Consider the following 21,032-nt stretch of genomic DNA (forward strand, 5'->3'; position numbering starts at 1 on the left):
TGTGATGATTTTAGGCTAACATAAAGAACTCCAGAAGTTAAAATATGTATTGTATCATTTCATGTATGTTGCAATAAGGATTGTCACGGCTTTTCGTCTTACGAAGTGCCATCATATCTGTGCAATTTTTAATAGCGACCTCATGTCGGAATGCGATAGGTGCAATGACTGATTCATCCGCTTTATGACGAAAATAACGTGTTACCCCAAGATACTGCTCCATCTTGTCATTTAATACAGCACGAGGATATTTTTCAGATAGATCGACTTCTTCAAAATGCAACAATAGCCATAATTCGAATGCTTCATTTGAATAGGCAATATGAATATTATTCTCCTCGCAAAAGTCATTAACTTCCTCTAATTGCTTTTCGGTTAGATCATCCTTATCAAAAACAATCCAAACCTCATCAAAATATTGATAGCTTGAATCCCGATAGGCATGCTGGGCTAGCTTAATAGCTGAACGCTTAACGTTTTTTATTTTGACACTTACCATTTTTGAGCGCTTTAAAATACGCATTTGCTCAAAATAAATGCGTTCGGTCTCACCTTCACAATAAATTAAAACTGTTTTACGCAGTGTTCGATTACCTTGTTGACGCACTCTCACTGCTCAGATACCTCCACTTCATCTAGATATTGATCTGATAAATATTCATTAATAACCGGTGTAGCCCCAAATTCTCCTTTTAAGTAGCGCTTGGCAAAGGAAATATCTCCACGTTTCTTCTGTAAATCTGCAAAATCAAATAAGGAGTACAATTCAGATTCATTTTTAAAGCTTTTATTCACAAACCATATTTGATCGGAACGTAGTGGCTGATCTAATAAATCAATTTCATGACTTGTGACAACAAATTGATTTGTCACATTACGCTTGCTATTCATAATGGCCATTAAAAATTCGCAGATAGACACATGAAATGCTGTATCAAATTCATCTATAAAGATCGTCTTCCCTTTATTGTATGCATCTACAATAACACATGCTATATGTAGCATACGGACTGTTCCCTTTGAATCCATCGTCCAATTAATCGTCTCTGTCCCTATCGGCGCACCTGCTTCATCGAACGATAAATAGTGCAAATCGATATCCACCTCCTGAATAACCTCTGGAGTGTCAAAGTCATAGCCAATAGTATTTTTCTCTCTACGCTCAACGCGTCTTGCCGTCACATCTTGAATAGAAAAGTCTGCAACCTTTAGTAACTTAATAACCTCTTTCTTAAATGGCTCCTCTTCAAGTTTACGAATAAGTGGATGGCTTGATAACCGATTTGCTTCATCTAAAAACAGTATTTTATGTAAAAACCAATCAAATATTTTCGTAGCATCTGGATCATTAAAGACATTTAATACTGATAAGAAAGCTGTATTATTACGCGTATATTTAGTCAATTCTAGCGCTGAGCTTTGGACAGTTTCATACAAATATTCTGTCCCATCCCATTGTCTATTAAAGAGTTGCTCTTTCATAGATGTCGTTTTAGATAAACTTTCATAAAGGACCTGCGATGCATTGTACTGTACCTCATAATCGTACAGTACCCCATCTAGTAATAAAGAAATCATAAATTCTGTCGGTTGCCCTTGCTGACCTCCTAACTTAAACGGCTGGTATGGCAAGCGCAGTTGTTTAACATTATTAAGATTTTCAAAGTTAAACAATAAAGAACGTAAAATTTTAATAGCAGTAAATAAGTTTGATTTCCCACTTCCGTTTGGTCCGAAAATAAAGGCACTTTTTACAAGGCGAAACGAGTCAAATTTCATCGTATGTGTGTCCTTTAATTTACGAATGCGACTTCCCGCCACCATCGAAAATAGCGTTTCATCTTTATAACTTAAGCAATTTTTCACTCTAAAATCTACCAGCACTTTTAAGCCTCCGTTCAATTCCGCAACATTCCTTTAATCAATTATTATACTATAGCCGCGAAAAAAGACATATTACTCAGAATAAATCTATAAAACGCTAAAAGATTTTCGTGGAACAAACAATACATTAACCATTTTTATTAATTAGAAGACGACGATTTCTGCTAAGGGCTACTCACTTTCTTGGGAGCGAGCGGACAAAACATTGTTGCTATCTCCTCGCTTTCGCACAGAAAACATTCGCTCCGTTACTGGGGCTCGCAATTATTTTAATTTGATGACGATGGAATACTAGAGTTGAAAAGTTTTATTTTTATTAATATCAATACTAAAGAAAGTAGTGAAAAAATAAAGCCACTCCAAATAAGTTGTTGAATTCCTAATTGAGAAATAAACCACCCCCCAAAGGATGTTCCTAAAGTAATTCCAAGATTTGAAAATGAAACAAATAAGCTATTACCAAATTCAGGGGCTTCTTTAGCTTCACTTATTAACCATGCCTGACTAACGATTAAACCGCCAGAATGTACGATTCCCCAAATGAATACCATAAAAATCATTGGAACGAAATAAGAACCTAAATAATAAACGAATAAGTAAACGAATAAATATAATACCGGAAATAAAATTACAGTTTTCAACAAGTTTCTTTGCAAAAGAGATCCAAATAAAAAATTACCTAAAATCATTATTACACCAAATATTAGCAACATAATACTAATCAATGAGCCATTCATGAGAGTGACTTTTGCAAGGTATTCAGCAAAATAACTGTATACCGAAAACATAGCTGCAAAAATAAATATAACAGTTCCTATATTTAACCATAATTCGGTTTTTCGTAATATTCCAACTTGCTTGCCAAAAGACATTTTTTCTTTAACAGGCATAGAAGGGAGCAAAATTAATATTCCTATAAAGGCTACAGCATTTACAATCGCTCCAAACAAGAAAGCAATTTCTAATGAAAACTGTTCTGCAAGATAAGAAGTTAATGGTACACCTAAAGCAAAGCCAACCGTAACTCCCAAGAAAACTTTAGAAACTGCTCGACCGCTTTTTTCAGGGGGAACAAGATTAGCTGCAGTTACAAGAGCTATTGAAAAGAATAGAGGGTGAAGTGCAGCAGGTATAATACGAAAAATAAGCATAACTTCAAAATGTGTCGTATAAGCATAAAAGATATTAGAAATAGCAAATATAAATATTGTTGTTAATAAAAGTAGCTTACGATTAATCCCAGACACAAGTAATATTAAAAATGGCCCAGAGATAGCAACAACTAGAGCAAATATACTCACTAATAAACCTGATTGTGCGGTTGAAATCTCAAATTTCCGAGCGATTTGTGGTAATACTCCGACAATACTCATCTCTGTTGTAATAATTCCAAATACGCCTATTGCTAGTATAAAAATAAGTAAAGGATTTACTTTTCGCATTAATAAAAATCTCCAATCTTAAATTGATTAATTGTTGAGCATTGTGACAAATATTGATAAATGTGAAATCATAACCACTAAATATATATAATTCTATATATCTGTATAATTAGATGTATTGAACCAAAAAAAAGAAATCCTCCTTTCTATTTATAATTCTTTTTGAACGTACTCTCGAAATTCTTGTATTGTTTTCTCATTTCGACGATAATAAGTCCACTTCCCAATACGTTCGGATTGTAATAATCCAGCTTGTTGCATAGTTAATAAATAATTTGAGATAACCGATTGAGCTAGTCCTGCTTTCAATTGAATATCTCTTACACATACTCCAACTTGAAAACTAATTCCTTGTTGTAAATAAAGTTTTTCATCAAAAAATTCCTCTGGATTCTTTAACCATAATAATATTTGACGTCTTGTATCGTTTGATAATGCTTTATAGATTTGTGAAGGTTCCATAAAATTCATTATATCTATTTTTATAGATTTGTAAACGGAGTTTTAAAAGTTAAAATCATCTGTCTATTCCAGAATCCATACATTTAATTGCAATGATGCTTATCTCTCTTATTCTTTAATCATTGTATTTTCTAATTGATAGCTTTACCATCTAGTTGTGGAATCACTTTCATAAATTTTTAGATTGTTAATTAAATCACAAAATTTTAACTCTATTTTAAAGTTATTTCATTTTTAGATATAATAATTACTAACACATGTGAGAAAAAGGGTGAAACGATGAAGGAAGATAAAGTTCGCGATCTCATTATCCAAACTTCCTTAGCCTTATTTAATAAAAAAGGCTACAGCCAAACTTCTATTCAAGATATTATGAGTACAACAGGATTACCAAAAGGTGCAATTTATAGACGTTTTGAAAACAAGAATGAAATTGCTCTCGCTTCATTTGAGTATTCTCTAAGTATTGTTTGGAATCATTTTTTAGAAGCTACTAAATCAAAAGATTCAGCTACTGAAAAATTAATAGCAATGTTTAAGGTATATCAAGATGCTGCTAATAATCCACCTGTTGACGGGGGATGTCCACTACTAAATACGGCCATAGAAACAGATTATGGTTTCCCAGAGCTTCATGAAAAGGCTGCTGAAGCACATAATCAAATATTACTTTTTATTCAATCTATCATTGAAGAAGGAGTAAATTCAAAAGAATTTCTTCAAAATATAGATTCTTTTTCTTTAGCATCCTTTTTATTTTCAACTTTGGAAGGTACTATTATGACGAGCCGTTTGTCTTTAAATAATGAGCATATGCATTATAGCATTGAGCAAATTAAAAAACTTTTACAATACTACTCATCAAAGAACTAGAGGCATATATTAATTCCTCTAGTTTTTTTAGTCGTTCACTAAAATGTAATAATTAAATTATGGAAAATAAGACTATAAACGTATAAAATTAAGTCGGACCGGACAGTCCGGTCCGATTAATCAACCAACCAATCCAATCATTTTTTAAAAAGGAGAGATTAACATGAAAATTGCAATTTTGCTTTTTGACGGAATTACTGCATTAGATGCAATTGGTCCATACGAAGTATTTGCCGCTACACAAAAATGTGAAATAAAGTTCGTCGCTAAGCAAAAAGGAATCATCAAACTTGACTCAAAAATGGGTTATTTGCACGCCGATTATTGCTTTTCTGAAATTACCTCTGCTGATATTCTAGTCGTTCCTGGCTGTAGCCCTCCTAACTACAAAAATCCTATGAATGACGAAGAAACGTTAAATTGGATTCGTAAAATTAATAACACTACAAAATGGACTACTTCAGTCTGCAACGGTTCTTTGATTTTAAGCGCAGCAGGCTTACTAAAGGGAGTTGTAGCAACATGTCATTGGGGATCCTTTAATCTTCTACAATCACTAGGCGCTATTCCAACAGATGAAAGAGTTGTCCGCCATGAAAAAATCGTAACATCTGCAGGTGTATCTTCAGGTATTGATATGGCACTACAATTGGTAGCTTGGGAATTTGGAGAAGATATAAGCAAAGGTGCCCAATTAATTTTGGAATATGATCCGCAGCCACCATTCGATGCAGGTTCTATAAAAAAAGCGCCTGCACCATTAGTCGAAAAGATGAAAAAAGCACTTCAAGAAATTTCAAATAAAGATTTCGTTATGTAAATAAAAATTCAACGCCAAGGTTCCTTGTCTCCTTGGCGTTGTTAAAATCAATTATGCCTCTGTAATTATGCCTCTGTATAATTGGGTCCGAAATCGGCTTTGTTCTTAGGTCTGTAGATGTTTGGACACCCGCTGAAAAGCGACTTAAAACCGCACTCATCCACCACCTATAGAGGTGGGAGACTTCTGTACCTGTCGCTACGCTTTCGGTACAGAAAATAATATTGCTGAAAGAAGTTAAATCTCCACTATTTTTTCATTTTGTAATGCTAGCAATGTACGCTCTATGCCTTCCGCAAAAGTAGTTTTTGGTCTCCATCCTATTGCCTTGGCCAACTTAGCGTTATTTAAAAACGAATGTTCAATATCTCCCTCTCTCGCAGGAGCATATTGAATTTCTAAAGGATGATTTAAATGTTGTAATAATAAAATGACTTGATGAATCGACCATGCCTCATTAGTTGATACATTATATATGCCCTGTAATCTAGCCTGCACACCAGCATAAATTGCATCTGCAATGTCATCTACATATATGAAATCACGTGTTTGTTCGCCATCTCCATAAATCGTAAAGGGCTTTCCTTCAAGGCTACTTTTTAACATGCTAGGAATAACTGCCGCTTCCCCCTGCATATATTGGCGTGGACCGAATACATTAGCAAACCTGTAAATCAACGTTGGTAAACGATAATCCTTTTGCCATTTTTCACAGTATGTCTCACCAATACTTTTGTTTAATCCATACATCGAAATTGGTTCACTAACATCAGTTTCTTCTAATGGAGGATAGTGACTATCTCCATAAACAGCTGCTGACGAGGCAAAAACAAAATGCTTTACCTTATACTTTGACGATAAGAAGAGCATCTGGCTAAGCCCTACAATATTCGTTAAAACATCCTTCACTGGCTCTTGCATCGATTTTTGGACACTCGTTTGCGCTGCACAATGAATGACCACATCAAATGATGTTTCTTTAAAGAGATGCTCACAAACTTCATCTTCCACATTCAAAAGATAAGATTTATGTTCAAAGTCGACATTGCGTAAATGACCTGTACTTAAATTATCAATAATATAAACGTTTGCACCCTCTTTAAAAAAATGCCTCGCCACTGCACTACCAATAAAACCATAGCCACCTGTCACTAATACATTCATCCCATCGCCCCCAAAAACAATATGATGTTTTATATGCAGTATTTACTAAAATTATGCAAATAACTTATTTCTCATGTTATTTTTTGGCAATGTTTTTTCTTTAGATAAAAAAAAAAGTGCTCGATATGTATCGAGCACTTTTTACAGAATTAAGCTGGGTTTACTTCAAGTTCAACTGAAATTTTGATGTCTTTACCAACTAGAACACCGCCAGTTTCCAATGCAGCATTCCAAGTTAAGCCAAAATCTTCACGATTAATAGATGTTGTAGATTCAAAGCCATAAACTTCTTGGCCCCATGGATTCGTACCTTTACCATTAAATTCAGTATCAAATGTTACTGATTTCGTTACGTCTTTAATTGTTAAATCACCTGTAACCGCATATTCATCAGCTGATTTTTTTGCAATGTTTGTTGACTTGAATGTAATTGTTGGATATTTTTCAGCGTCGAAGAAATCTGCTGCTTTTAAGTGATTATCACGATCTTCACTACGTGTATTAATGCTAGCTGGATCAATTGTAAAGCTAATGTTTGCTGTTGTTAAATCCGCAAGATCTGCCGCTTCAATATCAGCTGAATAAGTATCGAATACACCTTTTACTTTGGATACCATCATGTGTTTTACTTGAAAGTTAATTGCTGAGTGTCCTAAATCAATGTTCCATTTCGCCATTATAAATTCCTCCAATTAAGTTGATTTTATCTCGATTTCGAGATATATTTTAAAATATGAAGTAACTACATTAATTATGTTTCCCTAAATTTTATGGGATAAACATTTGTAGTTACTTCTTCGTACATCCTAGTTATAAGTAGTTACGAAAAGTAATTGATTACTTTCTGTAACTTACTATATATTAATAATTTACTTACGTCAAGTTATTTTCGATAAGTTTTTTAAAATCAATAATACCAAGTTTTTTCTTCACAGGTAGCGAGTTCTACTTTAGCAGTTCTATAGGCTACCCGAGTGATTTCTCCGACTACAGGAATTACTAACTACAACTTTTGGTTAAAAAGAAGCTCCCCAATGAAGTAGGAAACTGCCTAACTTATTAACGTTTCACTAATTTACCTTGAACGACAAAACGATGGTCGTCACTCAAGACCGAATCCTTACAAGTGGATAGTGTAAGAATTTTATCTTCTGGCCCAATCTCTACATTCATTTCGATTGCAGAGCGTGCTTGAATCTCGTCCAAAAATTTTAGGAAAACATCACTGCTCTTAAATTCTGTTTCAATGTAATAAAAATCAATTGTAGTTTCATAAGCAGCGAAGACTTCAACGTCATAGCCTTCATACAATGTGTCTAAATAAATGATAGGATGCTCGTCTGCGTATTGCTGATTTAAGTAATTTTTAAGACTCCCAAACATCGTACTATTCTTCATGGCATGGCCGTACAAAATAGTATTTCGGTTTATATCCTGCACATCATTACGATAATCCATAAATACACTGCCTGCACGGCTTTCTCGATCTTTAACATTATGATTTAAATAAAAATCATTATTTTCAGCCTGCAGGATTGGATTATTGAGCTTTGTCCCGTCTGTAGAAATCCATCCAACAATATTGTTATTGACAGTTAGTAAATCTTTAAATTGTAGACGGATCGTAAAAGGCGTTGATGAGGTTTCCACAGCTTCATCTTCTAGGGTAGTCAATGTTGATTGATAAATCATTTGTACTTCTTCCAGTGATTTTGAAGTCTCATAGTACGTGTATAAGTACTTGGCTAATGAAAAGGCTGAGTATAAGAATATAGCTAAATATATAAATGTTAAAAACTTAGATGTCCATTTTTTCATCATATCACCTATTTATATTCCAAGGGGGACCATGTAAAATCCAAGCAGCTCATCCTCATTAAAAACTGCTTCAACTCCATAAACTTCTTTAATAACTTCTCTAGTAATGACGTCGCGTGGTGCTCCCTCAGCTATTATTTGTCCTGCTTTCATCAAAATGATCTGATCGCTATAACGAATCGCTTGATTTATATCGTGAAGCACCATAACGATTGTTAAGCCATGCTCCTCATTTAATGATTTTACAAGCTCCAATAACTCAATTTGATAATAAATATCCAAATATGTTGTCGGCTCGTCCAAACATAAAATTTCTGATTGTTGGGCTAAAGCCATAGCAATCCACACTCGCTGACGTTCCCCACCTGATAAAGCCTCTAAATCGGTATTTCGTTTTTCTAGTAAATTAGTACAAGCAAGTGCCCATTCAATAGCTTTTGCATCTTCCTCTTCATTTCTTTTTAGCATTGTATGATACGGTAAACGTCCAAAGCTCACCAATTTTTCTATTGTTAAATCCTTTGGTACATCATTTTGTTGGTAGACAATTGCTAGTTTTTTTGCAAACTCTTTTGGCTTGTAGTGCACCAAATCCTTGTTTTCTAATGATACATTCCCCGAAATCGGCCTATTGTTACGGGACATAACACTTAATAATGTTGATTTTCCACAGCCATTTGGACCAATAATCGTTGTGATTTTGCCCATTTGAATTATTGTCGATACACCGTCTAAATGATTTCGGGTATTATCATGCGATACAATAATATCTTGTATTTCCATGTCTTCTCACTCTTTTCGTAATAGGAATATTAAGAATGGTCCACCGATAATCGCCATAATAGTTGAAGCTGGTATTTCAAGGGGTGTAGCAATTGTGCGACCAATCGTATCTGCCACTAATATTAATACTGCTCCAGCTAAAGCTGTAAAAGGTATGAGTATCTTATGATCGTGCCCAACTAAACGACGAGAAATATGTGGCACTAACAGACCAACAAACGAGATAACCCCTGCTACGACAACAGAAACAGCCGATAATAATACAGCAACAGCAGCTATTAATAGACGAGCGCGAGCTACATGAAAGCCTAGGCTTTTCGCTGTTTTGTCTTGTAATACTAAGAGATTACACCAGCTATATAACGCAAAGGCAGCTATTAATCCGACAGTACCATAAGTGACAATTGTTGATACATCCTTCCATGTACGCATCGTTAAGTTTGAACCTACAACGCTGGCAGCTGAAGTATTCAATGAGCCACCTAAACTAATGAAAGCCTCTGTTAACCCAGTGAACATTGCATTAATAGCAATTCCGACTAAAATAAGCTTCAATGGGCTTAAGCCTGACTTCCATGACAACGCAAAGACGAGTGCGCAAGCAAATGCTCCACCTATAAATGCTAATACAGGTGTCATAAAAAATAATGTTGGAAAGAAAGAAATAATAAAGAGCTGTACAAATGCTGCTCCAGAAGATATACCAATAACACCTGCATCTGCTAACGGATTACGCATCACAGATTGTAACAGGACTCCTGAAACTGAAAGTGCTGCACCAGCAAATAGCGCAACAATGATCCTAGGAAATCTCAAGTCGCGGATAGCGTCCATTTGACTATTGCCTTTATCAAATAATGCACCGATAAATTCAAAGAACCCCAATTTTATGCTACCTGTTGTTGCTGCATAAACTACAGAAACTAGTAATAATACAATTACAATTGAAAAGCTTACAATTTTTTTTGTCATATTAGACTTCCTTTTTCTTTTCAAATTCCGTCATGTTATTTGTACAATTCACTCCCAAAGTGATTTCCTACTAAATAGAAGATCGCTCTATGGCAAGACTATGCTTGCGATATGAGCGACATTTTCTAATGACTATTCACGATAAAAGATTTCCATTAGCTGTCCTAACGCCTCTGGCACTTTTAAGGACGCTGTAGTACCGAACAATTCTTCCTCTAAATCATACACTTTACCGTTTTTTACTGCGTCAAAATGTTTCCAAATATCATTCGTTTTAAATTCCTCGTCAAACATTTTTACAACCTCATCTGGCATACCGTGTGATAAACGTAAAATTATATCAGGGTTGCTGTTGTGCAGATACTCAGTATTTGAAGCCAAATATTCAGCATCCTGCCCTTCCATTACATTAATACCGCCTGCCCGTTTCACAAGATCGCCTGCATAGGAATTTTCAGTTGCAACTAAATAACTACCTGGAATGCCAAGTAAAATTAGTACACGTGGTCCCTTTTTGTTACCAGCAACTGTTTGTACAGCATCAATTTTTTTTTGCAGGCCATTTACTAACTCCTCGGCTTGTGCGACGCGATCATAACGTTCACTGAGAGTTCTAATTTCGGAAAGCATGGCATCTACACTTTGAAAGTTTAAAAAATTAACTGGAATTTTTAACTGCTCAAATTTGTCCTGTAAGTCATATTCTAACGTTGACACCGATAACACATCTGTTGGATTTAATGATTTAACAATCTCCATATCCGGCTCCATTGCATTACCGATAGTAGGGAGATCATCAAAGCGTTTTGCTAATGTTTTTTCTGTTTCAGGTACTGCTATAGCATCTAAATCAAGCTTATCTAAAATTTCTGCAATAACAACTGTACCTGCAATAATACGATGTTCATTCTCCTCAGCTGTTTTAACTGATTGCTTTTTAGCAGATGTCTCTGTTTCGTCTTGCTTATCTCCATTACTACAGCCAGCAACCACTATAAGTAATGACATAAGCACCATCATAAGCAACCAACATTTCCAATTCTTTTGCATAAAGTCATCTCCTACTTATTCAGTCACATCTTTTTTAGAATTTCTGATACGACGAACGAGCATCCAGCCCGACAAAAGACAGATTACTACAAGCAAAACTATCTTTATGATATTCAGCTGAACTAGCTGCTGATCGACTTTAGAATTCTTCACCACTTTTTCAGTAGATTCCCCTTTATCATCAGACTTCTTAGCATCATCTTTAACAGCATCCTCAATAGACGCATCAAGTGTACGATCAAATGCTAACTGTTCCTCCTGTGGCACAGTTAAAGTAGTCTGAAATGATGGAATTTGCCGTGTCATCTGAGTTGGTTTTACCACCACCTCATGTTGTGCTACTACTGGTGCCTTTTTCACTTCTTCTTTAACAATAACGGGAGGCTTTTCACTCGTAACTTGCTTAGCGGGTGCTGTCACAGCAGGCTTATTTAAAAACTTTGCTACCTGCTGTTGATCAAATTTTAAATTTACGAAATATTGATGATGATACGAAATCTCAGGAATATCTACTTTCACCCACATTCGTATTGGCTGTTTGAAATTGTGAATTTCAAATTCGACAATTCGGACATTGTCTTCAAGTGAAATAAGCTTTGGCTCTACCTGTTTTCCTTGTTGATCTACGGTTAAGTCTGTTATCCACATTGATTTTAAAATTGTCATATGGGCATAATATTTGCCGTTTTTTTCTTTTATTTTTGCAACAGGATTTACATATGTATTCATAATAGATTGTTCGTTTTTTCCATCTACTAACAATATGTAATTCAAAGGCCATTCCTTGTCATAGGTTTCTTCTGAATTAGATTCTTTGGTTTCGTTTTCTGGAATAGCTTCCTCATCCTTTGGCACAATTGTTGAAAGGGTTGTTAACTGTAATTGAAGCTCCTGTGAAAAAAAGAAATATTCCTCGGAGGATGAGAGTGCCATCTCGCCTTTAATGATTATAGGCTGATGTAAATCCTTAACATCAAATTGAACTAAATTTTCAATCTGAACGTTTAACGAAAGCTCATTTTCCAACTGTTCGATATGTATATCTCTTATACTCAATGGCTTATTTATAGCTAAATTTAATTTATACTGACCGTTCTTTACATCAATTGTCGCCAGTTCGCTAAAAATATTGTCTTTTGCTCCATCTAGAGATGAAAAACTTAGTTCAACTTGATAGCTCCCATTTACTAATACAGATTCTTCGGCTTTTGCCTGAAGCCATACAAATGGAGGGAGAAACATTAGTAAAATAGTACTCAAAACGAATACTCGAAATATTTTTCTATTGTTAATCACTGTGTAAATCCCTCCAAATTCTTTAAGAACACAGTAACTTCCTTCCTCGAATAAATGAGAAAGGAAGTTGCTGTAACCGTACTATTTATTCATGTATTGTAATGAGCCATTTAAAATTTTTGCCATTTGTGTGCGTTTCAATGGGCTACTTGCATTAATAACAGTTTTACTTTCAGCATTTACAGACCCAGTCATGATTTTACCTGCATAAAGAAATGCAAAGGCTTTTTTAGCTTCTTCACTTGTGACAGTTGCATGATCAGCATAATAAGATAAGCTTGGATCACCATAGTTCATTTCTTTTCCTGCAACATGTGCTACTGCACGATAAATCATCACTGCAGCTTGTTGTCGGGTAAGTGTTCCATTTGGATTAAAGTTCTCTGCTTTTACGACAATGCCAGCATTAGCTAAAGCATTGATTGCTTGTACACGTTCTGTGTCAAGTTTCGCTGTATCTTTAAATCCAGCATCTGTTGTAGAAGATATCTTTAATGAACGCGCAATCATTAACGCAAATTGAGAGCGTGTAATATTGTCATATGGTTTAAAATTATCTTGCCCCTTAACAATTCCCTTACTGTATAATGCTAAGATTGCTTCTTTATTAGCATCATTACTAATATCTTTAAATGGATTCACCACTGGTTTCACTGCGCCTTCCACAGCAAAGCTAAATTGCACTTGGTGGTTCGAGTCATAGTTCACGCCTTTGTCTGGCTCATTCACAACAATATGCAGCTGAGCATTCACAAGTTTTTTTAAGTCTGCCACTTCAAATGAATACTTACTTGTATTAGTTGCATTGACTTTACTTTCTAAAGTTGCTTCTTTTCCCTCCACTGTGAATCCTTTAACATATTGACCTTGAGGGAATGTCATAGTAACTATGTTTTTACCATCTACTTCTGATACGTCTACTTTTGGGTTAATATATTGCTTCATCATAGATTCTTCAGAAGTACCGTTTTTGTAAACAGTGACAGCTACTTCGTTTACTTTAACTTCTTCTTTAACCTCTTCAGATTTACCATTTTCCTCTGTAGCAGTTGCTTCCTTATTTTCTACTGCTTTTAAATCAAAATCATACCACTTGTCCATATTAGCTGAAGCTACGGAAACGTGAATTTTTGCTTGTAATACTTCACTAGCTACAACTGGGAAACTGTATGTAATTGTTCCATCTGCATTTTTCACTTCAGTAGCATCTACAAACTTATCACCTTGCTTTGTTTGTAAGCCTGCAATCATTGGGGCAGATTTTGCTGCTACCGTTAATTTCGCCTCAAATTTTCCATCCTTCTCAACGATTGTGCCTTGAGTTACAAGATGAGAGCTAATTGCAGGTTGTGGTTCTGTCGTACCAGGCTTAAAGATTTGGAAATCAACAATAGTGCTAGTATTCTCTGATTTAAAAGCCTCTACTTTTAGTTCAGTATTTGTAGTCGTTACTTCAGCCTTTGCAGACGCAAATGATGGTGCTGAAAGTGATGCTACTAGCAATGAAGCTAGTACTATTTTTGTTGCGCGTGATTGTCGTTTTTTAGCCATTATTGACCCTCCGTTTTTGTTTGTAGTTTTTTTCTATAAAGTAAAAATGCTGATCCAACTAATGCTCCAATTAATAAATACGGAGTCGCATCACTTGTTTGTGGATTTGGCACATGACTTTCAGAAGAATTTGCTGGAGCATTAGTAGTTTTCGAATCAGAAGGTTTTGTTATTGTTGTACTTCCTACAGATGCTGCATCAAATACTAGTGAGACGCTGTATTCGTGATGATAATTAATATCGTCAATATCAATTTTCATAGAAGTCACAACTGGTTTTGTTAAATCTTTAACAGTAAATTGTACAGTACGATTATCAGCTGCTTTATCTTCACTTACTACAGTTGCTCCACCTGGTGGTTGGAATTTTGTGATCCATGCACTATTTTTTAATGTAATTTGAACAGTAGCTGTCCCATTCTTCAATGTGACTTTTGCTGGTTTTATAAAATAATCGTTTGCAATGGATACAGAGTTGCTCTCAGGTTTATTGACCTGATATTTTATCGAATGTGTGCCGTCAGCTAGTTGAGCCAATGCTTGTGGTAGCGCAATGTTAAATACAAGCAAAGTTACAAGCATAACGAACATCATCAATTTCTTCATGTGTTGTACGCCTCCTCTGAAAACATAATTGAAAGCATTTTATTGAAAACGAAAATCATTCTCAATTATACTTCTATTACCAAGAATAATCGTTATTGCCAGTGTATGTCAACAGCAAAATCAAATTTGTCCTCAACATGTCAAAATTGCCTTAAAAAAGAAAATATCACGTAAAAAACATGTGATATTTCCTATTAATAGAAAAGCCTCTTTCTATTTATTCATCTCAACTAGACATCTAGTGAATTTAAGAAATTATTTCAATGACCCCTATAAGAATAAGTAACCAACCAGAAATAGCGGTTGAGTGTTTTCCTATAAAAGTCTTGGTAAGTAAGACTCCAAAATGAACGCCAGCGCCTACTGTTATGAATGAAAATAAACCGATAGAGATAACTGTCCAGATTGCAGAAATACCATTGGCTCCAAGTGCTATTCCTCCTGCTAAACAGTTGGCTGATAAGACAAAGCCGAGCGTCATTGCTTCTCTAATTGAAATGATATAATTTTTATCTTCATCAAATACTTCAGGATTCCCCAATATTCCTTGTTTAGAAAAGCGACTAGATAATAAAGTCCATATCCCAATAGCACAAAGTAAAAGACTCCCTATTAAATTTGCGAAATCTGGAGAGATAAATTTAATAACTACGCTTCCAGCTGTTACTGCGGCGTATGTGACGATCATTGAAATAAGGGCAATAACCGCATTGGATAATATGGGTATTTTCACTCGCTTAATACCATAGGCGAGACCAATTCCTAAATTATCTAAGTTGGCAGCTATCCCAATAAGAATGATGGCTATCCAATGCATCCTTTTCCTCCTCAATAACGTAAAATCCATTCTCACATAGGATATGAAGGGAAAAAATTTTTGTTCATCTATGTTTTGAATGGTATTAATTAGGAAGAAATTAGGATTAACCCGTGGAAGACTTAATATTACTTACGTTTTTTCATCTTTTACCCACGGGAAATGTTATCTTATAGCTTGAATTTATTCAATTGTTTGGAAATTTTTTCGGCAATATTTGAGGTTTCAACGGATGACTCTGCTACATGCTGTATTGCTTGTAAAGTTTCTGAAATACCCTTTGCTATATCATTCGACTGATCAGATGACTCTATAGCGACATTTGATACATTTTCAATGGCCTTTTGTATTTCTAGCATAGAATATTTCATCGTTCCAACAAACGTTGTCACTTCAGTTAATAATTTATTAAAGTACATAGCATCTTCTTCATATTGTATTCCACTGTTTTGGAAAAGCTCATAATCAGGTGTTACTTTATTATCTATAAAGTGTAAAAGCTCTTGAGCATTACTAGACACATTCGTAAATGCCTCTTCCACTTCACTAGTAATAACTTGTATTTTTTGAACGGTTTCGGATGATTGTTCGGCTAATTTCCGAACTTCATCAGCTACAACAGCAAAACCTTTACCTTGCTCTCCTGCTCTTGCGGCCTCGATAGCTGCATTTAATGCTAATAAATTGGTTTGATCTGCAATATCCGCTATTGTGTCAGACATTACTTTTACTTCGGATACAATTTTCCCGGCTTGAATCGCTTCTAAAACTAGCTTTTGTTTATCATTGTATAGATTACGAGCTGTGCTATATGCTTGAACTGCTGTTTCTTTAATATCAATTGCTCTATCTTTTACTTTTTGTGAGAAACCAAGACTATATTCTGTTTTCTCATTTAATTTTTCCGTACTATCTAGCACTTCAATTGCAGTAGCATTTAATTGCTCGGTTGTTGCACTTAGTGTAGTACTTCCCATAGCGACATCCTTTGTTGTTGTATCAATTTCATCCATGGAAGCCGTTATTTCCTCAATAGTTGCAGTTAAATCTTCGCTTAAAATACTCATTTGTGTTGAGGTGCTACTAACACTAGAAACAAGTTCCTGAATATGTGAAACAGAATTGTTCAACCCTTCAGTGATTTTTCCGAGGTCATCAGAGTATATCACCGGAGCATTTCGTGTTAAATCACCATTTTCAAGTGCAGATATAACATCTTTAATATTGGAGATTGCCTTTTTGACATATCTGCTTAAATAAATTAAAACAACTACACTAAATATTAAAACAATAGCCATAATAGCGATGTTTCTATATAGAGTTTTAGTATATGCTGCATTATTTTCTTCGCTTTTTATTTCAGCACTTTTAATATTTATTTTTTCTATTTGTTCCATAAGATCATCTCTTTGCGTCTCTATTTCTATTAGAGGTTTTAGTAATGCATCAGCATTCTCTAAATCCGCATCAGAGATAACTTGTTGAAAAATGGATTCTAATGTACCTTCATAACTTTCCAGTACATGTTCTAAACTTTCACTTAACTCCTTCTCCTCGCTCCCCATTTCTGTATTTTTTAACTCTTGAAAAGTACGACTATTTTCTTCTTCTAAAGCTGCTATTTTATCGTAATATTTGATTCTCTCATCATTGTCTTTAGAATTATAAAAAATTTTGAACTTTAAATTAGTTATTTTTTGCTGGTTAATCGCAATATTGCTTAATAAATATACAGACGTTAAATTTTCTTCATAAATATGCTTTGCATTATCATTCATTTCTTTAACGCCATAGATCCCGGTAAAACCTATGATAACAATTGCAATCAACAAAACAGTGTTCAATATTCCAAATTTCCCAACCAATGATGTATTTTTAAAAAACTTCATTTGATCCTCCATTGTACTCATATATTTTTTAACTCTTCACCATAATGTGAGGTTTATTTCCGTTTAATCAGTTGCTTTGAAGGTCCTAAATGTACCGCTAATCACCAAGGTGTCGCCCAGTCGGAACGGAAATTAACTTATATAAATGGCATATAATCCAAAAATGAAATCCTCATTTTTGGATATGAGTTTTTTTAACAGGAAAGCTTAATTATGGAAATAGAATGTTGTAGTTTCCCCTATAACTCTCAGGTTTTGGGCTTATAGAAAAATACTATTTTTATAAATAACTTTTTCGATAAACACTTCTACTAAATTAGGGTCAAACTTAGTACCCTTCTTTTCTTTTAAATAGGAAAGAGCTTCTTCTTTTGTCCAAGCTTTTTTATAAGCTCTATCACTAACTAAAGCGTCGTAAACATCTACTATAGATATGATTCTCGCTTCTAAAGGAATTTCTTCTCCTTTTAATCCCATTGGATATCCTGTTCCATCCCAATTCTCATGATGATATTTAATAATATTTTTAGCTATATTTGTATCATCAAAAACTTTATTGTTCATTTCATTCGATAGTTTATTTAATACATCCACACCCATAAGAGGATGCATTTTCATAATTTTTTTTTCATATACTGTTAGTGGACCCGTTTTATATAGTATCGATTCTGGTATACCCGATTTTCCAATGTCATGTAATACACTGTATTCTATAATTTTGCTAATATAGTCTAACGATAAATTATATGCTCTATCTTCAAAGAGTCTTAGCAAGAATTCTTCTGCTAACTTTTGCACATTCAAAAGATGTTCTGCGATATTTGCATCGCGCATTTCGCTTGATAGAGCTAACAACTTAAATAACTCCTTTTGATCTGTTTTGTTCTGATTTACTCCCTCTATCAATAATTGTTCTGCTAGGCGCATTACTCCTACATAATAAACAATTCCGCTTATTTCAATTGGAGTAATCGTTATAAATGAGTACCGTAACTCTAATGATTTATTGACATTAACCATTGTTCCTGACCATGGCTGTCCTTTTTTTAATTTACTTTTTAACGATTTATACATAATAAATGGTGTTACACTCGATTTTAAACACTCTACTGGTAAACCAATAAGAAATTCTCTTCTATAGCCGGTGATCGTTTCGTATTGTTGATTTACATCGAGAATTAAGTGATCTTTATCAACAATTACAACAGCATCACCCAATTTTAAATAATATGTTAATTCCTTCGGTATATTTTTATACATTTAGAAGACCCCTCATCAATTGTTTAATTCATTAGCAAAACTAGCAAGTCGGTCGGCCGACAATGCAACTTCTTCAAACGCTTTATCCAACTCATTTACAACATTGGCAAAAATATCGATTGCCTCTTGTGTTTCCTTCATAGATTGTAAAATTTGTTCAAAATATATGTCTGTTCGTTCCATAATTTCTATTGTCATTAATTAGTGTTTGTAGAGATTCTTCCACTCTTAGGTTCTTGTAAAAAAGATCAACAATGTCATCGAGTTTTTCTTCAATAAGTGGCTGTAAGTTTTTGATTAGTTGTAGCTCTTCTATTGAAAATTTAATCATTTTTATTTGTTTATCTTTTTCACTACCATTTTGATCACTCATTTTTATATTACTATTAAGTAATATAAAACCGTTATCTATCTCTTTCTTTTTATTCTTCCAGAACATAGATCGACCTCCATCCTTAAAATATCGATTATTTCTTTAAACTTCACTTAATAAAGTTTTCAATAGTAGTTTATTTGGTTGTTGATACTTATTAAAATAGATTTCCTGTAGTCTTATTGATAACCTTTCATAATCGCCTCTTGGAGGAACTGAATTCCAGACAAAAATATCTTCTATGTCTTTGTTAATATTTAAATATAAGCGATCGGTTATAATTAAATCCGCCTCTTCCTCTTTAGAACATAGCTCAACATGGATAAAAAGACGTTTTATTTGACTGAATAGATAAGGAGCATCATTTATCATTGAAAATATTTTTATTTTAATAGTGTCTCTATTTTCAAAATCAATTGTTTGTTTTAGTAATTTATGATAGCGACCAATTAAAATTTCTCTACGTTTAAATACAATGGCGAATGCCTTATTTTCCAATAGTCGATCATAAAATTGATTCATGATTTCTATTTGAGCAGTTTCATGCATGTCTAATCGCTTTTTATAAAGATCTTCTTTAAATAAATTAGCTGGACCAGAAAAGGTTAAAATAAAATAATGAAGATGCAGTAAGTTTACAAAGAGTGCCCCATATTCTTCTACATCTAAAGTAACTGAAAAATGCTCCATGAATATTTCCATCCAATATAAAGTTGCTTGTACAAACAATTCCTGATTATGGTGCTGTGCAAAGTTCATCAATAAAACTACTGCATTATCTTTCTTCTGATAATGACGCATGCAACTAATGATGGAAAATGAAAACATTGTTTCTAATTCAATTTCTCCATCTGATAAATCAGTGAATTTTTTAAATATATACTTAATTTTTTCCGATAATTGCTCATAATTATGATGATGTTTCGTAAAGTTAGCATACATTGGATGATATTCGATTAAGCAACCTAATTTTGCACGTGTTAAGCAAATTGCTAGCCAATATAACAATTGTTCAGAATAGGCTATGTCTACTTCCTCCATTAATTCTAGAATTTCTTCTCTAGAAATTAGAGTAAATGGCCATTCCTCTCCCCAACACGAATTCCAGTAGAACAAAAAGTAAAAATAACGAAATTGCTTTTCTGTCCCTTCAAGACTGACTTCCGCATAAGATGTATACTTCAATTGAAATTGATCTAACAAAGGCTTAACTTTTTTTATTCGTCGATACACGGATGCAGGGCTGGTGAAGTTCTCCAAAACAAACATGTTAATATCATAAAATTTATTGTAAAACATCTCATCAAAAGCTTTATATGTTAATGAGTTTTGTAAATAATATCTTTCTAAAGTCTTTATAGAAAAATTATCTTTATAATTTAATTGAAAATACTTATTCTCTTCTTTTTGAATAACAGCAGATTCTGTTATAAATTCTAAATCAATTGATATCTCATCTATTATTTTCAAAATTGTTCTCTCAGACAGATCCATCTTTTGAGATAACTCGAAACTTGAATAAAACCTTTGTTCTTTGTAAATATGATGTAAAACACCCACTTTTTGTAAAGATAAACGATCCAAGAAATTATACATAAAAACACCTCAATGTCTTCCACCGGTAAACTCCAGCTGTGTCATACTAACAGTTTGAAATAGATAAGCATATATATCTCTTATCAATGCATTCTATTCCCCATTTTTTATGACAATAAACATTAAAAAGTAATATTCTTAATACTTTATAACTACTTTAGATAAAAAAACAGTCAATAAAACAGATGTTAAGCTTATTTAAATACTCTTTTAAACAACAAATACAGCTTATTTTCACCAAATTCACTTATTTTAAGAATCTGTGAATAAATCCTCTTGTTTCCAATGATATTTACACTATATCAGGCATTTTAAAACAAACAAAATCAGTTTTTGTTCGTTTTCATGCAAAAGTTGATAATCTTATAAAATCCATT

21 protein-coding genes are annotated in these 21,032 nt (G+C 33.8%); 2 read left to right on the plus strand and 19 right to left on the minus strand.

Going from position 1 to position 21,032, the window contains the following annotated elements; all coding sequences use genetic code 11:
• Positions 1-37 precede the first annotated feature (37 nt).
• From ACFVT8_RS12235 to ACFVT8_RS12250, 4 genes are all read right to left on the minus strand, one after another.
• Positions 38-613 carry an RloB family protein gene (locus ACFVT8_RS12235; RefSeq protein ID WP_387079585.1) on the minus strand — a complete coding sequence of 192 codons (576 nt, stop codon included), beginning with the start codon at positions 611-613 and terminating at the stop codon, positions 38-40.
• A complete protein-coding gene (locus ACFVT8_RS12240; RefSeq protein ID WP_387079583.1) occupies positions 610-1,884 on the minus strand; it encodes an AAA family ATPase in 1,275 nt (424 codons plus the stop codon). Before ACFVT8_RS12240 ends, ACFVT8_RS12235 begins: the two co-directional genes overlap by 4 nt.
• A gap of 269 nt (positions 1,885-2,153) precedes the next feature.
• Positions 2,154-3,326: an MFS transporter gene (locus ACFVT8_RS12245; protein WP_387079581.1), complete on the minus strand. Its 1,173-nt coding sequence runs from the start codon at positions 3,324-3,326 to the stop codon at positions 2,154-2,156.
• Positions 3,327-3,476: 150 nt separating this feature from the next.
• Positions 3,477-3,788, minus strand: coding sequence for an ArsR/SmtB family transcription factor (locus ACFVT8_RS12250; protein WP_387079579.1), 312 nt, complete (start codon positions 3,786-3,788; stop codon positions 3,477-3,479).
• Between the two features lie 279 nt (positions 3,789-4,067).
• On the opposite strand from ACFVT8_RS12250, the gene ACFVT8_RS12255 reads away from it, so the two are divergent.
• Both ACFVT8_RS12255 and ACFVT8_RS12260 read left to right on the plus strand, forming a co-directional pair.
• A complete protein-coding gene (locus ACFVT8_RS12255) occupies positions 4,068-4,661 on the plus strand; it encodes a TetR/AcrR family transcriptional regulator (protein ID WP_387079578.1) in 594 nt (197 codons plus the stop codon).
• A gap of 163 nt (positions 4,662-4,824) precedes the next feature.
• A complete protein-coding gene (locus tag ACFVT8_RS12260) occupies positions 4,825-5,481 on the plus strand; it encodes a DJ-1/PfpI family protein (RefSeq protein WP_387079576.1) in 657 nt (218 codons plus the stop codon).
• Between the two features lie 237 nt (positions 5,482-5,718).
• Here the strand turns inward: ACFVT8_RS12260 and ACFVT8_RS12265 are convergent, their stop codons facing one another.
• The 15 genes from ACFVT8_RS12265 to ACFVT8_RS12335 all read right to left on the minus strand — a co-directional run bounded on the left by ACFVT8_RS12265 (position 5,719) and on the right by ACFVT8_RS12335 (position 20,655).
• Complete coding sequence (locus ACFVT8_RS12265; protein ID WP_387079575.1) at positions 5,719-6,645, minus strand: NAD-dependent epimerase/dehydratase family protein; 927 nt, start codon at positions 6,643-6,645, stop codon at positions 5,719-5,721.
• A gap of 149 nt (positions 6,646-6,794) precedes the next feature.
• Positions 6,795-7,322 (minus strand): YceI family protein, encoded by a 528-nt coding sequence (locus ACFVT8_RS12270; protein ID WP_387079573.1) that lies wholly within the window; start codon positions 7,320-7,322, stop codon positions 6,795-6,797.
• A 382-nt stretch (positions 7,323-7,704) separates the two neighbouring features.
• On the minus strand, positions 7,705-8,466 hold the full coding sequence (srtB, locus tag ACFVT8_RS12275; RefSeq protein ID WP_387079571.1) for a class B sortase: 762 nt from the start codon (positions 8,464-8,466) through the stop codon (positions 7,705-7,707).
• A gap of 9 nt (positions 8,467-8,475) precedes the next feature.
• On the minus strand, positions 8,476-9,246 hold the full coding sequence (locus tag ACFVT8_RS12280; RefSeq protein ID WP_387079569.1) for an ABC transporter ATP-binding protein: 771 nt from the start codon (positions 9,244-9,246) through the stop codon (positions 8,476-8,478).
• A 6-nt stretch (positions 9,247-9,252) separates the two neighbouring features.
• Positions 9,253-10,218, minus strand: coding sequence for a FecCD family ABC transporter permease (locus ACFVT8_RS12285; RefSeq protein WP_387079568.1), 966 nt, complete (start codon positions 10,216-10,218; stop codon positions 9,253-9,255).
• A 132-nt stretch (positions 10,219-10,350) separates the two neighbouring features.
• Positions 10,351-11,268 (minus strand): heme ABC transporter substrate-binding protein IsdE, encoded by a 918-nt coding sequence (gene isdE / locus ACFVT8_RS12290; protein ID WP_387079566.1) that lies wholly within the window; start codon positions 11,266-11,268, stop codon positions 10,351-10,353.
• A gap of 15 nt (positions 11,269-11,283) precedes the next feature.
• Entirely contained in the window at positions 11,284-12,564 is a 1,281-nt protein-coding gene (locus ACFVT8_RS12295) for an NEAT domain-containing protein (RefSeq protein WP_387079565.1), read from the minus strand.
• An 81-nt stretch (positions 12,565-12,645) separates the two neighbouring features.
• Entirely contained in the window at positions 12,646-14,115 is a 1,470-nt protein-coding gene (locus ACFVT8_RS12300) for an NEAT domain-containing protein (RefSeq protein WP_387079564.1), read from the minus strand.
• Positions 14,115-14,720, minus strand: coding sequence for a heme uptake protein IsdC (gene isdC / locus ACFVT8_RS12305; protein ID WP_387079562.1), 606 nt, complete (start codon positions 14,718-14,720; stop codon positions 14,115-14,117). The genes ACFVT8_RS12300 and isdC overlap by 1 nt, the downstream gene beginning before the upstream one ends.
• A gap of 247 nt (positions 14,721-14,967) precedes the next feature.
• On the minus strand, positions 14,968-15,537 hold the full coding sequence (locus tag ACFVT8_RS12310) for a manganese efflux pump (protein WP_387079561.1): 570 nt from the start codon (positions 15,535-15,537) through the stop codon (positions 14,968-14,970).
• Between the two features lie 170 nt (positions 15,538-15,707).
• A complete protein-coding gene (locus ACFVT8_RS12315; RefSeq protein ID WP_387079559.1) occupies positions 15,708-17,426 on the minus strand; it encodes a methyl-accepting chemotaxis protein in 1,719 nt (572 codons plus the stop codon).
• A 261-nt stretch (positions 17,427-17,687) separates the two neighbouring features.
• Positions 17,688-18,686: an HD domain-containing phosphohydrolase gene (locus ACFVT8_RS12320; RefSeq protein WP_387079557.1), complete on the minus strand. Its 999-nt coding sequence runs from the start codon at positions 18,684-18,686 to the stop codon at positions 17,688-17,690.
• A 15-nt stretch (positions 18,687-18,701) separates the two neighbouring features.
• Positions 18,702-18,869 carry a hypothetical protein gene (locus tag ACFVT8_RS12325; RefSeq protein WP_387079555.1) on the minus strand — a complete coding sequence of 56 codons (168 nt, stop codon included), beginning with the start codon at positions 18,867-18,869 and terminating at the stop codon, positions 18,702-18,704.
• Positions 18,844-19,125, minus strand: coding sequence for a protoglobin domain-containing protein (locus ACFVT8_RS12330; protein ID WP_387079554.1), 282 nt, complete (start codon positions 19,123-19,125; stop codon positions 18,844-18,846). The genes ACFVT8_RS12325 and ACFVT8_RS12330 overlap by 26 nt, the downstream gene beginning before the upstream one ends.
• A gap of 36 nt (positions 19,126-19,161) precedes the next feature.
• Positions 19,162-20,655 (minus strand): helix-turn-helix domain-containing protein, encoded by a 1,494-nt coding sequence (locus tag ACFVT8_RS12335; protein WP_387079552.1) that lies wholly within the window; start codon positions 20,653-20,655, stop codon positions 19,162-19,164.
• Positions 20,656-21,032 lie beyond the last annotated feature (377 nt).

It is taken from the genome of Lysinibacillus sp. NPDC058147, assembly GCF_042884205.1.
Lineage (GTDB): Bacteria > Bacillota > Bacilli > Bacillales_A > Planococcaceae > Lysinibacillus.

Bases quoted from the DNA above. Each gene is read 5' to 3' on its own strand.
- ACFVT8_RS12245 (WP_387079581.1), bottom strand. From the start codon at position 3,326: ATGCGAAAAGTAAATCCTTTACTTATTTTTATACTAGCAATAGGCGTA.
- ACFVT8_RS12250 (WP_387079579.1), bottom strand. From the start codon at position 3,788: ATGGAACCTTCACAAATCTATAAAGCATTATCAAACGATACAAGACGT.
- ACFVT8_RS12255 (WP_387079578.1), top strand. From the start codon at position 4,068: ATGAAGGAAGATAAAGTTCGCGATCTCATTATCCAAACTTCCTTAGCC.
- ACFVT8_RS12260 (WP_387079576.1), top strand. From the start codon at position 4,825: ATGAAAATTGCAATTTTGCTTTTTGACGGAATTACTGCATTAGATGCA.
- ACFVT8_RS12265 (WP_387079575.1), bottom strand. From the start codon at position 6,645: ATGAATGTATTAGTGACAGGTGGCTATGGTTTTATTGGTAGTGCAGTG.
- ACFVT8_RS12270 (WP_387079573.1), bottom strand. From the start codon at position 7,322: ATGGCGAAATGGAACATTGATTTAGGACACTCAGCAATTAACTTTCAA.
- srtB (WP_387079571.1), bottom strand. From the start codon at position 8,466: ATGATGAAAAAATGGACATCTAAGTTTTTAACATTTATATATTTAGCT.
- ACFVT8_RS12280 (WP_387079569.1), bottom strand. From the start codon at position 9,246: ATGGAAATACAAGATATTATTGTATCGCATGATAATACCCGAAATCAT.
- ACFVT8_RS12285 (WP_387079568.1), bottom strand. From the start codon at position 10,218: ATGACAAAAAAAATTGTAAGCTTTTCAATTGTAATTGTATTATTACTA.
- isdE (WP_387079566.1), bottom strand. From the start codon at position 11,268: ATGCAAAAGAATTGGAAATGTTGGTTGCTTATGATGGTGCTTATGTCA.
- ACFVT8_RS12300 (WP_387079564.1), bottom strand. From the start codon at position 14,115: ATGGCTAAAAAACGACAATCACGCGCAACAAAAATAGTACTAGCTTCA.
- isdC (WP_387079562.1), bottom strand. From the start codon at position 14,720: ATGAAGAAATTGATGATGTTCGTTATGCTTGTAACTTTGCTTGTATTT.
- ACFVT8_RS12310 (WP_387079561.1), bottom strand. From the start codon at position 15,537: ATGCATTGGATAGCCATCATTCTTATTGGGATAGCTGCCAACTTAGAT.
- ACFVT8_RS12315 (WP_387079559.1), bottom strand. From the start codon at position 17,426: ATGAAGTTTTTTAAAAATACATCATTGGTTGGGAAATTTGGAATATTG.
- ACFVT8_RS12320 (WP_387079557.1), bottom strand. From the start codon at position 18,686: ATGTATAAAAATATACCGAAGGAATTAACATATTATTTAAAATTGGGT.
- ACFVT8_RS12325 (WP_387079555.1), bottom strand. From the start codon at position 18,869: ATGGAACGAACAGACATATATTTTGAACAAATTTTACAATCTATGAAG.
- ACFVT8_RS12330 (WP_387079554.1), bottom strand. From the start codon at position 19,125: ATGTTCTGGAAGAATAAAAAGAAAGAGATAGATAACGGTTTTATATTA.
- ACFVT8_RS12335 (WP_387079552.1), bottom strand. From the start codon at position 20,655: ATGTATAATTTCTTGGATCGTTTATCTTTACAAAAAGTGGGTGTTTTA.